A 13800-nucleotide genomic window follows, 5' to 3' on the forward strand; every position below is an offset into this window, starting at 1 on the left:
CTTGTTTTAGACGATGAATTACTGCCCGCGAATTTTCAAAATCACGCCATCCAAAGAATCCAGATCTTCAAAATCAATCACCATCTGACCACGACCTTTGCTACCCATCTTCAAAGTCACCTGTGTTGCGAGCAAATCTGACAACTCTTCTTCCAGACGCGTAATGTCACGGGATTTCTCTGCTTTGTCTTTTTGTTTGGCTGGCGTTGCCAATTCGGTAGTCGTCTTAGTGACCAGCTTTTCAGTGTCGCGAACCGACATACGTTTTGCGACCACCTGATTTGCCAGTTGAATCTGCGTTGCTGCATCGACCACCAACAAGGCACGCGCATGGCCCATGTCGATATCGCCTGCCATCAGCATAGTTTGTACCGGACGCGCCAAATTTAACAAACGCAATAGATTCGATACCGCGCTTCGTGATCGCCCGACCGCATTGGCGGCTTGTTCGTGCGTAAATGTAAAGTCGGAAATCAAACGATGAATACCCTGCGCTTCTTCAAGAGGATTTAAATCTTCGCGCTGAATATTCTCGATCAAAGCCATCGCTGCCGCGGCTTGATCATCAACATCCTTCACCAGCACAGCGACTTCAGTCAAACCTGCCATCTGCGAGGCACGGAAGCGACGCTCACCGGCGATGATTTCATATTTGGTTACGCCATTCGTCTGACCGATAGGACGCACCAGAATAGGCTGCATCAAGCCTTGCGCTTTGATCGATGCTGCGAGCTCAGCTAAGGCGCCCTCGTCCATACGAGTCCGTGGCTGGTATTTACCGGCTTGCATTTGCGTGACCGGCAAACTGGTTGGAGCGCCAACAACCGTTGGTACCGCTTCTGCGAAGTCGCCAGCGCCGTCTAATAAAGCGTCTAAGCCACGCCCCAGGCCTTTTTGTTTTTTAGTTGCCATAATAATTTAAAGGTTTATTTCTTATCCAATGCTTTAATTCTTTCCACCATCTCTGCGCCAAAGGCAATGTAGGCTTGCGCACCTTTCGAGGAGGGATCGAACACCACGCCCGGGATACCATAGGATGGCGCTTCGGCCAAACGCACATTACGCGGGATCACTGTCTTAAATACTTTGTCGCCAAAATGTTGTTCCAACTGGTCGGAAACTTGCTGTGACAAAGTCATGCGTGGGTCAAACATCACGCGTAACAAACCTACGATTTTCAGATCAGGATTCAAGTTGGCGGATACTTTTTTGATCGTATTCGCTAAATCTGACAAGCCTTCCAGTGCGTAGTATTCACATTGCATAGGAATAATCACACCATTTGCCGCACATAAACCATTCAAAGTCAGCATAGATAAAGCGGGTGGACAATCGATCAAAATAAAATCGTAGTCAGCACCCACTTGGTCTAAGGCTAAGCGTAGACGCTTGTCTCGGTTTTCTAGCTCGACCATTTCGACCTCGGCACCTGCCAGTTCGCGATTCGCTGGAAGGATATCAAATTTTCCAGATTCCGACCTAACTACGGCGGATTTCACATCCGCCATCCCTAATAAAACTTGATAAACAGACAACTCCAACTTGGCTTTATTAACGCCAGCGCCCATCGTGGCATTGCCTTGTGGATCCAAATCGACAAGTAGGACACGCTGATCAAGCTTCGCCAGACCTGCCGCCAAGTTGACAGTTGTAGTAGTTTTTCCTACACCACCTTTTTGATTGGCAACGCAAAAAATTTTAGCCATAGACACTTTTTAGAATAATTGCGGTTAAAAGAAAATCCCGGAACTGCTGTTTCACGAGTAACTCAATTTGCTGAAGCAAGCTTCTTCACATGCACCAGGTGTCTTTCCACATCAAGACTTGGTACTTGCAAAGCTTCGATACTCTCGACTTCCCATCCATCCGGCAGACGTTCGATTTCCTGCGTTGGCGACACACCCTTCATCGCAAGGAAACGTCCATCTTCGGCCAACAAATGATGCGACCAGTTGATGAAGTTATTAAGCTCGGAAAATGCGCGCGACGTAATGACATCAAATTGATGATCAACTTTCAGAAGCTCGACACGCCCAGTGTGGACTGTGACGTTTTTGAGTTTGAGCTCAGCTTTCACTTGTGTCAGGAACGCGGTCTTCTTATTCACGATATCAATCATCGTGACTGAGGCAGCCGGGAAAACAATCGCCAAAACGATACCGGGCAAACCACCGCCAGAACCAACATCAAGAATATTCTTCGCTTGGGTAAATGCATGCACCGCCGACAAAGAGTCGAGCAGATGTTGTTTGACCATGTCATGCGGATCACGAATGGAAGTCAGGTTGTAGACTGAATTCCACTTAATCAACAATGCTAGGTAGGCCAACATCTTTTCTACCTGTTCTTCATTCAGTGGCAAACCTAAGGAGGCAATACCTTCTCGCAGCTCTTGTCCCAGAGCTTCTTTATCGAATCGACTCATAGTTTATTCACCCACCACTTTGGCATTCAGTTCTTCGTCATTGGCAGGCGCTGCATTGGCAAAACCTTTGAAGCCGCGTTTTTTCAGATGCACCAGCAACAAGGATAAAGCCGCAGGTGTTACGCCCGAGATCCGGCCACACTGCCCTAAAGTTTCGGGTCTTTGTGCATTCAGTTTTTGCTTCACTTCGATAGAGAGGCCGTTCACTTCTAAGTAATCGAAGTCGGTTGGCATTTTCAGATTTTCGTAATGTGCCTGACGCTCCACTTCTTTGGCTTGGCGTCCGATATAGCCAGAATATTTGATTTGAATTTCTATCTGCTCTTTGACCGCTGGATCGGTGACATTTTCGCCAGCTAAGGATTGGCCTTCTTTACCCTTCAGCGTCATTAGCTGATCATAGGTAACTTCTGGACGACGTAACAAATCAGCCAAGGAATACTCACGTTCCAAAGCTTTGCCTACGACACGCTCGGCTTCTACATCGTCGACAATACGGGGATTAACCCAAGTTGATTTCAATCTTTCCATTTCACGTGAAACCGCTTCACGCTTTTCCTCGAACAGTTGCCACTGCTTATCGCTGACGCAACCAAGCTTACGGCCGATTTCTGTCAGACGCATGTCGGCATTATCTTCACGCAAACTCAGACGGAATTCAGCACGACTGGTGAACATGCGGTAAGGCTCTTGAACGCCTTTCGTCACTAGATCATCGACCAATACGCCGAGATAAGCCTCATCACGACGTGGCACCCAAGCCTCTTTACCTTGTGTTTGCAGGGCCGCATTGAGACCCGCCAACATACCTTGAGCGGCAGCTTCTTCGTATCCAGTCGTACCATTAATCTGGCCAGCGAAGAACAAACCTTGGATAGAACGGGTTTCTAAAGAGGTTTTTAATCCGCGTGGATCAAAGTAATCGTATTCAATCGCATAGCCGGGACGCAAAATATAGGCGTTTTCCATACCACGCATGGAACGTACCAACTCCAATTGAACATCAAATGGCAAGCTAGTCGAGATGCCGTTTGGATAAAACTCATTGGTGGTCAAGCCTTCTGGCTCCAAGAAAATCTGGTGTGAATCCTTGCCTGAGAAACGATGAATCTTGTCTTCGATTGATGGGCAATAACGCGGCCCAACCCCTTCGATCACCCCGGTGTACATAGGACTACGGTCTAAGCCCGCACGGATAATGTCATGTGTTTTTGCATTGGTATGCGTAATCCAGCATGGCACTTGACGCGGATGCATAGCAACATTGCCCATCACAGAAAACACAGGAAGTGAATCGAGATCGCCCGGTTGCTCTTCCATTTGCGAAAAATCGATACTGCGACCATCAATACGCGGTGGCGTACCGGTCTTCAAACGCCCTTGCGGCAGCGCTAATTCTTTCAAGCGACTAGATAAAGAGATCGCCGGTGGATCACCAGCACGACCTGCTGAATAGCTGTTTAAGCCGACATGAATCTTCCCATCGAGGAAAGTACCTGCTGTCAACACCACCGCACGAGACTTGAATTTCAGGCCGACTTGGGTCACCGCGCCAACTACTCTATCGCCTTCCACCATCAAATCATCGACAGCTTGCTGGAAAATCCACAGGTTTTCTTGATTTTCAAGACGACTGCGGATCGCTTGCTTGTATAAAAGTCTATCCGCTTGAGCCCGGGTTGCACGTACCGCTGGACCTTTAGATGAATTCAAAATGCGGAATTGAATTCCTGCCTCGTCGGTCGCAATCGCCATGGCACCACCCATGGCATCGACCTCTTTAACCAAATGCCCTTTGCCAATTCCACCTATCGATGGATTGCAAGACATCTGGCCTAAGGTCTCAATATTATGGGTCAACAATAACGTTTTTTGGCCCATGCGTGCGGAAGCTAAAGCGGCTTCTGTACCGGCATGACCGCCGCCGACGACGATGACATCGAATTCATTTGGATAGTACATGTGGATAGCTCAAGGAGGGATTGCTTATAGAGGCACGATTATAGTTGCTTTTCAAGGCAAAACTAATCTATTCCGAGCAACACCACCTAAAAATTCCAACAAATGTGTTTCACGTGAAACACACTTACATCCCTATTAGCAACGCGACCAACAACAAGGCAAAACCAATTACGGTCAAACCAACATAGACCCAAAACTGCCATCTACTCACAGATTGCTCCACAGGTCGCTTTGAGCGCCGACGCCGCTTGGGCTTCTCTGGATTCGGGAACACCTCCACCAACTTATTGCTTCGCTTAGACTTTTTCAATCGTAGACTCGTGTCCAGTTCGAGAGACAGTGGAATGTCCACATCATACGCACTCTCTTGCTTCCTTTTCTTCAAGTTCAAAGAGCGCATGGAATTGGAGCGTGTATCAACTACCAAGCCGGAACCACTATGCAATGGATCCATAGACGAAGAAAAGAATTCCTCAGAACTAAACTGCTCTACCTGCGCAGTCATTAGATCTGAATCGTTGAATAACGACACAGACGAGTCTCGAACGATAAAACCCTTCAGCAAAAGCGAGTCAACACTCTTCTGAAAGTCAAAGGAGTCGTCCTTCTCAAACTCACGTCGCAAAACGTCAAACGAAGCCTTGCCGTTAATGGATAACAAGACCATCTGTTCCGCTTTACTCAAAGACATCGCACGCTGCCGAATCTCCGCCTCCCCAGTTTCCGTACGTTGATAAACTTCACCCTTATGCTGACTCAAAATCTCCCCCAACTCACTAATATCGTCAATTTGTTTCACGTGGAACAAACTCACCTCACAAAAGCATCATACGATGTTTTTATCACCAATAAACTAACGACTATCAAAAACAGCGACCTTACAAATTCACTCCCATGTTTGATCGCCATGCGACTTCCAATGACTGCACCAAGCACACCGCACACGGCCATTCCCAAACCCAAAACCCACATCACATGTCCACTAAACCCAAACCACAACAACGCTGCAGCGTTGCAAGCCACATTCAACACCTTGGCAGAAGCAGATGCCTGTAGGAAATCATAACCAAACACACGAACAAATACAAAAATAAAAAAACTACCTGTACCTGGCCCAAAAAAGCCATCATAGAAACCAATTGCTGCACCAACAATCAGCGCCAACCACAACTCTTTTCGCCCAGAATACCGCAACACAGTCTGCGCTCCAAGATCTTTTCTCCAAAACGTATAGGCCGCAATGGCAACCAAAATAAACGGCAATGCCCTACGTAAATACGTAGAAGGAACGTACGTAACGGTAACAGCACCAGCGAACGCGCAGACAAAAGCAATCATCGCCGCAGGAACCATGATGGCCCACCGCAAGCGAACTGTCTTAACATAATTCACCGCAGCAACTGAAGTTCCCCAGATTCCTGCGAATTTACTTGTCCCCAAAAGACTGGCTGGAGGCGTCGCAGAAAATACAGAAAAGAGTGCCGGAAGTTGAATTAATCCCCCGCCACCAACAACTGCGTCGACAAAACCTGCGAAAAATGCAGCTAACCCCAAGATTAAATAATCTATCAAAAGAACTCCAAAAATGTCCACACCATTATTCCAATGGTACACCCTGCAAATATCGCTCAATCGGTCAATCAATACGAGACTGCTGGAAATCAACAAAACCTCGGCTCACAGGTGACTTTTCTCTGCATGTTTAAAGAAAATATTGGATCGTCCAACACTCAACGATTTTGTAAACAATCATTCACTAATCCCACTTCAACGACCATCCCAACTCGACACCAAATAACCGCCCGAAATGATTAGAGACAAACAAAATACATAGAAGTCACTCCATAGAACGGCACACCAATTAAACATCAACTTCCATATAAACAGAGAGGCGAAATCCTTCTATTTCCATACGCCATCAAAATTCAGCATTAAACAAAAAAAGAAAATCAACCAATAAAGAGCCAACTTACGATAGGACAACTAAGAAAACAATCCTATTTCGGTTTGATGTTTTGCTATCTTCAACAAATATCCAAGCCTATAACCTCAATTATATGTTTCTCCTCTACATCAAAATTGATGCATAAAAACCATAGCACTAGGTGTTGTTTTTCAGGTATATCAATGTCTCTTCACTTGTGATGTGAAGTGCCATGTGGAATAATCTTCACGGATAGAGTTAATTAGCTATCAACACCATAAAACCAACTAGCTCCAACATTCCCGAAGTGGGAAGCCCTAAATTTCAAACAATACTCCTTAAGGACAAAGAAATGATCGAGAAAATAATATCTAAGTCAGTTCGTCTGATGTTTACTGGCGGATTAGTATTGAGCGCGCCTTTTGTTAGCGCCCAAGAAACAACCCAAGTACAAAAAGTCGAAGTTACAGGATCACGTATCCCGTCAATCAGCATCGACGGACCAAGTCCAGTTACTCAAATTAGTGCAAAAGACATGAAGGTTGACGGCGTCAGAAACATCGAAGACGTCTTGAACAATCTTCCGCAAGTTTTCGCAGATCAAGGTGGATCAATTGTTAACGGTGCAACAGGAACAGCAACTGTATCCTTACGCGGATTAGGTCCAAATCGTACTCTGGTTTTGGTTAACGGCAAACGCATGCCAGGTGGTAGCACAAATAGTCCGGCAGCCGACTTAAATCAAATCCCAACAGGCTTGATCAAACGCGTCGATATTTTGACTGGTGGTGCTGGTGCGGTATACGGCGCGGGCGCTGTATCCGGTGTGGTTAACTTTCTTCTGAAAGATAATTTCCAAGGTTTGGAATTACAAGCCAACATTAGCGGCCACAATCACAAACAGCAACAAGATTACATCACTTCCGTGGTTAAGGCGAAAAAATATGCTGCCCCTGATAACGTCAATTTCGACGGTCAAACTAAAGATGTCAGCATCTTGTTTGGTAGCAATTTCGACAATAACAAAGGTAATGCAACGCTGTATTTTTCCTATAAGGAAACGGACGAGCTATTGCAATCACAACGTGATTTCTCCGCTTGCTCACTCTCGTCATTAGCCGCTGGTGGATTCGCTTGCGTTGGTTCAGGTACACCAGAACTTGGTCGCATAGGTCTCTTTGGTAATGCAGCTACTTTTGTCGCGGATGCAAACGGCGTGACACGTCCTTACACTAGCGATGATGCGTATAATTTTGGTCCGATTAACCATTTGCTACGCCCTACAGAACAATATTTGTTCAATGCTAAAGGTCACTACGATATTAATGACCAAGTTCGCGTCTATGAAGAGTTCAATTTTCACTCGAACAACACGAATGCACAAATTGCTGCTAGTGGTGCTTTCTTTGCGCGTAGAGCAACAATCAGCTTTGACAATCCACTCCTTTCACCACAGTGGAGAACGACACTGGGTTTAAGTAAACCTGGTGATAAGGTCGACATCCAATTTGGTAAACGAAACACAGAAGGTGGTGGTCGCGTCCAAAATTACGCAGACACCTCATTCCGTAATGTGTTGGGTGTTAAAGGCGAAATCAGCAATTGGACTTATGACGTGTTTGGTCAATTTGCACGCGTCAATCGCACGGGTACCAATTACAACTACTTCGATAACGCAAAAATTTCTAAAGCAATGGACGTCGTCGTTGGAGCGAACGGCCAAGCGGTATGCCGTAGTGCCGCCGATGGATCAGATCCAGCTTGCGTACCTTACAATATTTACAAACAAGGTGCTATCACTAAAGCACAAACAGACTACTTAGCGGTTACTGCTTTGGCGACAGGCTACACACAACAAACAGTTGTTGGTGCGAACGTTGGCACGGATTTGGGTAACTATGGCGTTAAAACGCCTTGGTCAAAAACTGGTGTAGGCGTAGCGTTTGGTGTAGAACGCCGTGTCGAATCCATGAACTACCAACCTGACGCAGCAACTGCAGCAGGTACATTGGCTGGATCGGGCGGACCAAGCAAAGCATTGAAAGGTAGTTTTGCTGTTAAGGAATTCTTTGGCGAAGTCAAAGTTCCCGTGTTTGAAAAGCAAGCGTATGCTGAACTTTTGGAAGTCAATGCGAGTTATCGCAATTCCGATTACAACACTGGAAACAAAACTGATACATGGGGTGTAGGCTTAGACTACGCACCAATGAAATCAGTTCGTATCCGTGCTAGTCATCAAGTCGCTGTTCGTGCACCAACTATTTTCGATTTGTTTACACCAAGCGGTGTTGGTTTAGGTGGTCCAGCAGTCGATCCATGTGAAGGTACATCACCAAAAGCAACACAAGCACAATGTGCTAATACAGGTGTTTCAGCAGCTCAATACGGCAAAGTTTTGCAAAATACCGCAAATCAACATCAAGCTTCCTTTGGTGGTAACACGAAAGTAAAACCAGAAGATGCAGTGACACAAACGTTTGGTTTTGTTGTCGAACCTATGAAAAATCTCGTATTCACAGTTGATGCATTTAAAATTGACATTGAAAACACAATCTCAGCGGTCGATTCGAACACAGTCTTACAACAATGCCTCACTAAAGGAACGCCACTCTTCTGTAACATGATCAAGCGCGATTCACTTGGTTCTTTATGGGTGATCGAAGGTGAAGGCTACATCGAAGGTAAAACAACCAATATCGGTAAAGTCAGCACATCTGGTGTCGATTTGGCGGCAAGTTACAATACTAAATTAGGTACTATGGGCAACTTGAACCTGATGATGAATGGTACTTTGTTGAAGAAGCTTGAAGTTGAAAACGTCGTTGGCTTAGGTTCATACAACTGCGTAGGTTATTTCGGTAACAGCTGCGGCACTTCCACACCAAAATGGCGTCATAAAGTGCGCGCTACTTGGGCTACACCATACAGTTTAGATGCTTCATTGACATGGCGTCATATTGGCGATGTTGACCACGAAACAAGCTCAAGCAATCCTCTGTTGAAGGGCACAGTCAACCCAATTGAAAAACAGATCAGCGCTCGTAACTATTTCGATGTCAACTTCGCTTATGCATTGACAAAGAATCTGGGCTTGAGCTTTGGTATTAACAACCTGTTAGACAAAGATCCTCCAGTCATTTCAACTAATGCAACTGGTACTGGTGGTTCCTCTAATGGTAATACCTACCCACAAGTGTATGAATCAATGGGTCGCAAGATCTATGCAAACGTAACTGCAAAATTCTAATTTTGTAAGTAACAAAACAAAAAGCAAGCTTCGGCTTGCTTTTTGTTTTTCAAATCAACACTCAAAGCTACTTGACCAAAAATGACACAGAAACAAAATCAAGAGATTGTGCAGTTATCCCAGCTGGCACAAAAAGCTATTCAAACAGGACAAGAGCAATTAGCACTCACCTATTGGACAAAAATTCTACAACAGCTGCCAAATCATATTCCCACACTTACAGAAATGGGAAAATACGCCCTATCAAAAGGGGAAATTAAAGCAGCCGTAAACGCCTTCCAAAGAGTCGTTACCATCGATGGTAAAGAACCACAACAATGGATCAATCTGGCAATCACATATCAACAAGTGCAAGATGAGCAAAATGAAGAATACGCAATCCAACAGGCATTAAAAGCCGATCCAGGTGATCTATTAGCGCTCATCATGCGGGCCGACCTATATAGACGCCAAGACAAAAAACATCTTGCAGCCAAAACTTTTGGTGCTGTTGCCAGCATTGCACCAAGCATGGAAAAATTACATCCTAGCCTGCATTCCTCTATCCAATTTGCCCGCCAATACAAAGAAGAATACGAAAGCGCACAAGGCAATTTCTTAGATGAATTCTTAGACTCGCACTATCAACAGATGGGCGGCGAAAATCTACAACGATTCCGAGATTCCGTTGACATTTTACTTGGTCGAAAAAAACGCTATGACTCACAATCGATGGTGTTTCACTATCCCAACCTATTACCAATAGAATTTTTTGAACGCGAAGAGTTTCCATGGCTGACAGAAATCGAAGCGGGAACAAATGACATCAGGGATGAATTTCTCCAGATTCTACAAGCAGAAAAAGGCTTTACACCTTACCTCGTCTATCCAGAAGGACAACCGCTCAATCAATTCGCCGAACTCAATAACTCACCAGATTGGTCCGCTTTTCATTTATGTAAAAACGGGATAATGCAAGAAGAAAACATCAAGCAATGCCCCAAAACAATGGCACTGATAGCACAAGCCCCTCAACCAATACAGCTGGGGCGCACACCAACGTCAATGTTCTCTCTACTAAAGCCAAAGACCAAGATTCCCGCGCATGTTGGTGTGTCCAATGTCCGCTTGGTAACGCATATACCACTAATCATTCCAGCCGACTGTGGATTTCGAGTAGGGAACCAAACCAGAGAATGGGAACTAGGCAAAGCATTCATCTTTGATGACACCATCGAACACGAAGCTTGGAATAACAGCGACAAACTACGCGTGGTACTTATCTTTGATATTTGGCATCCACATCTAAGCCTCTCCGAACGGGACATGATCAGTGCCTTATCTGAAGGACTAGCCCATTTTAGAACCCAAGTAAGCTAAATGGAAAAGGAGGTTTCTAAATCAAAAAAAGATCTACGAAACCTCCATCCTTCAACACAGTGTGGATTTCACCAGGAAGATCAAAAAAACATTCGTAAATCAATACCACTTCTTTGCATTCAAACTGAACTTTGATTAAGCTAAACTTTATTAAAGCCACTTTAGTATAAGAAAGAAGTCTATGAAACTGTTGACGATCCTACCCACGCTACTAGCACTTTCCCTAACAGCATGCAGCTCAGCGCCGCCGACACCCACGACGCAAACAGGCTTCATGATCAACGAAGCCCAATTCGAACAGCTATTCCCCAAACGCATCCCGTTTTACACCTTTGCAGGTTTGCAAGAAGCAATTAAGGCGTATCCAGAGTTTGGCAACTTCGGTAGCCAAGTCGAAAACAAACGCGAGATCGCCGCTTTTCTAGCCAACATCATGCATGAGTCGATAGAGCTACAAGCGATCAATGAGCTGGATAAAAGCGTACACGATCATTATTGCAACGATAAACAAGGTGTCCCTTGCGCGCCTGGTAAGCAATACTTTGGCCGTGGACCGATTCAATTAAGCTGGAATTTTAATTATGCGCTGGCTGGTAAAGCACTGGGCTTGGATCTCTTGAACGATCCTGACATGGTTTCACGTGATCCAGCCGTGGCATGGAAAACGGCGCTATGGTATTGGATGGAAATTAAAGGTTCCGGCCCACTCCCAAGTCACGTCGCGATGAAACAAAACTTGGGATTTGGTGAAACAGTACGCAGCATTAATGGCGCTCTCGAGTGCTCGAAACCTGTCGATAATATCGGCTACAAGCAGCAGCAGATGCGAATTAAAAACTATTTGAAAATTACCAAAATGTTAGAAGTTGATCCTGGTAATTACACGGCTTGCTAAAGTCAGTTAGTGCTTCAAACCAGAGCGATGAACATCACTCTCGTCGTTCTGGTTTTTTTCGCATGCAAATACAAATATAAATTACTTCGCCACAGGCATCGTAAACTCCGCCCCCTTCACAATACTATCTGGCCAACGCTGCATAATCGATTTATAGCGCGTATAGAAGCGAATTCCTTCTTCGCCATAGGCATGCATATCCCCAAACAAAGATCGCTTCCAGCCGCCAAATGAATGCCATGCCATCGGTACCGGAATCGGCACATTGATACCCACCATACCGACCTGCACTCGACGAGAAAATTCCCGCGCCGTATTGCCGTCAGCTGTATACAACGACACGCCATTTCCAAACTCATGGCGGTTAATCAGATCAAGCGCAGCACTAAAATCAGGCACTCGAACCACACACAAGACTGGGCCAAAAATCTCTTCACTATGAATCCGCATGCCCTCTTGCACATGATCAAATAATGATCCGCCGATGAAATACCCTTGCTCATGGCCAGCGACTTGCAAGCCACGTCCATCAACGATTAGATGCGCGCCTTGCTCAACCCCACTCGCAATCAAGCTCTCGATTTTTGCTTTATGTGCGGCACTGATCACAGGTCCCATCTCAACATTCGCAGTCATCCCATCACCGACTTTTAAAGCCTCTACGCGTGGCTTCAATTTAGCGACCAAAGCATCTGCTATTTCACCCACCGCCACTGCAACCGAGATCGCCATGCAACGTTCCCCTGCCGAGCCATAGGCAGCACCAATCAAGGCATCCACCGCTTGATCCAAATTCGCATCTGGCATTACCACTAAATGATTTTTAGCGCCGCCAAGCGCTTGTACGCGCTTGCCTAAGCGACTAGCTTCGGTATGGATATATTCTGCAATTGGTGTTGATCCAACAAAGGAAACCGCAGCGACATCAGGATGCGCCAACAAAGCATCAACCGCAACTTTATCTCCATGCACCACGTTAAAAACACCATCAGGCAAGCCCGCTTGTTGGAACAAATCTGCAATCAATAAGGACGCAGAAGGATCGCGTTCCGATGGTTTGAGGATAAAGCTATTGCCACAAGCAATGGCCAGCGGCGCCATCCACATCGGTACCATGAAAGGAAAATTAAATGGCGTGATGCCAACGGTGACTCCCAGCGATTGACGGATATTCCAATTATCAATGCCGCCACCGATATTGTCGGAAAATTGGGTTTTTAAAAGCTGCGGCAAACCACAAGAAAACTCCACCACTTCGATACCACGCGTCACCTCACCCATTGCATCAGAAAAAATCTTTCCATGCTCATGCGTAATCATCACGGCGAGTTTTTCTTGATTTTGTTCAAGCAGCTCTTTGAACTTAAACATCACTCGCGCCCGACGTAAGGGTGCGGTTTCTGACCAAGCTGGCCACGCTGCTTTGGCTGCCGCGACCGCTTGATCCACTAGCTGTTGATCTGCGAATTCGACTTGCGCGATCTCCACGCCACTAGCCGGATTAAACACCGCTTGCCGACGCGCATCTACCACTGTTACGACACGGCCATTGATGTAATGTGAAATGATAGACATGATTACCCTTCTGCTATTCTCTAAAGCAAGCGTCTAGATTATCATGTTGCAGCATCACGATACCAGTACTCATCGCAGATTCAGATTATTCAACCCTGTTTTCACTTGAAAGTTTTCATGGCACGTTCAACCAAAGCCAGTAATGCCGTACTGCGATTACAACAACGCAGCAACAACGCGCCGTACTCGATGGTGACGACAGCTAGCGGGCATTTTTTTCTGGTTCTAGGACATGATCCAGATACCCAAGAAAAACTCTGCGCGCCCCTAGAGATCGATGAATTTGTCCGCTTCGTCAATAGCGTCAACAAAGAAGCTCCGCGTAAAGCCAGCAAATTGGATATCGCTTTTGAAGCCAAACTAAAACGCTCTTAAACAAAATTTCACCGAATTACGATCAATCTACCAAGACC

The 13800-nt window shown here is 45.7% G+C and carries 11 protein-coding genes; 4 read left to right on the forward strand and 7 right to left on the reverse strand.

The annotated features are described in order from the left end of the window. Positions 1-18: 18 nt before the first annotated feature. The 6 genes from H8K52_RS10100 to H8K52_RS10125 form a co-directional block, all read right to left on the reverse strand. Positions 19-912: a ParB/RepB/Spo0J family partition protein gene (locus H8K52_RS10100; protein WP_186922777.1), complete on the reverse strand. Its 894-nt coding sequence runs from the start codon at positions 910-912 to the stop codon at positions 19-21. Positions 913-926: 14 nt separating this feature from the next. Beyond that, positions 927-1706, reverse strand: coding sequence for a ParA family protein (locus tag H8K52_RS10105; protein ID WP_186922778.1), 780 nt, complete (start codon positions 1704-1706; stop codon positions 927-929). Between the two features lie 62 nt (positions 1707-1768). Then, positions 1769-2425 carry a 16S rRNA (guanine(527)-N(7))-methyltransferase RsmG gene (gene rsmG / locus H8K52_RS10110; RefSeq protein WP_186922779.1) on the reverse strand — a complete coding sequence of 219 codons (657 nt, stop codon included), beginning with the start codon at positions 2423-2425 and terminating at the stop codon, positions 1769-1771. Positions 2426-2428: 3 nt separating this feature from the next. After that, entirely contained in the window at positions 2429-4387 is a 1959-nt protein-coding gene (mnmG, locus tag H8K52_RS10115; RefSeq protein WP_186922780.1) for a tRNA uridine-5-carboxymethylaminomethyl(34) synthesis enzyme MnmG, read from the reverse strand. Positions 4388-4511: 124 nt separating this feature from the next. Next, the gene (locus tag H8K52_RS10120; RefSeq protein WP_222613749.1) at positions 4512-5201 is read right to left on the reverse strand and encodes a hypothetical protein; all 690 of its coding nucleotides are present in this window, start codon (positions 5199-5201) and stop codon (positions 4512-4514) included. Continuing rightward, positions 5198-5959 (reverse strand): TSUP family transporter, encoded by a 762-nt coding sequence (locus H8K52_RS10125; RefSeq protein ID WP_186922782.1) that lies wholly within the window; start codon positions 5957-5959, stop codon positions 5198-5200. Before H8K52_RS10125 ends, H8K52_RS10120 begins: the two co-directional genes overlap by 4 nt. A gap of 704 nt (positions 5960-6663) precedes the next feature. On the opposite strand from H8K52_RS10125, the gene H8K52_RS10130 reads away from it, so the two are divergent. From H8K52_RS10130 to H8K52_RS10140, 3 genes are all read left to right on the forward strand, one after another. Further along, positions 6664-9558, forward strand: a complete 2895-nt coding sequence (locus tag H8K52_RS10130) for a TonB-dependent receptor domain-containing protein (RefSeq protein ID WP_186922783.1) — start codon at positions 6664-6666, stop codon at positions 9556-9558. Between the two features lie 81 nt (positions 9559-9639). Further along, complete coding sequence (locus H8K52_RS10135) at positions 9640-10917, forward strand: aspartyl/asparaginyl beta-hydroxylase domain-containing protein (RefSeq protein ID WP_186922784.1); 1278 nt, start codon at positions 9640-9642, stop codon at positions 10915-10917. A 181-nt stretch (positions 10918-11098) separates the two neighbouring features. Beyond that, positions 11099-11812: a chitinase gene (locus tag H8K52_RS10140; protein WP_186922785.1), complete on the forward strand. Its 714-nt coding sequence runs from the start codon at positions 11099-11101 to the stop codon at positions 11810-11812. Between the two features lie 81 nt (positions 11813-11893). On the opposite strand, the gene H8K52_RS10145 is transcribed toward H8K52_RS10140, so the two are convergent. Further along, positions 11894-13387 carry a CoA-acylating methylmalonate-semialdehyde dehydrogenase gene (locus H8K52_RS10145; protein ID WP_186922786.1) on the reverse strand — a complete coding sequence of 498 codons (1494 nt, stop codon included), beginning with the start codon at positions 13385-13387 and terminating at the stop codon, positions 11894-11896. A 117-nt stretch (positions 13388-13504) separates the two neighbouring features. On the opposite strand from H8K52_RS10145, the gene H8K52_RS10150 reads away from it, so the two are divergent. Continuing rightward, a complete protein-coding gene (locus tag H8K52_RS10150; RefSeq protein ID WP_186922787.1) occupies positions 13505-13762 on the forward strand; it encodes a hypothetical protein in 258 nt (85 codons plus the stop codon). Positions 13763-13800 lie beyond the last annotated feature (38 nt).

This window comes from Affinundibacterium seohonense, assembly GCF_014284305.1.
GTDB classification, from domain to species: Bacteria; Pseudomonadota; Gammaproteobacteria; order Burkholderiales; family Burkholderiaceae_D; genus Undibacterium; species Undibacterium seohonense.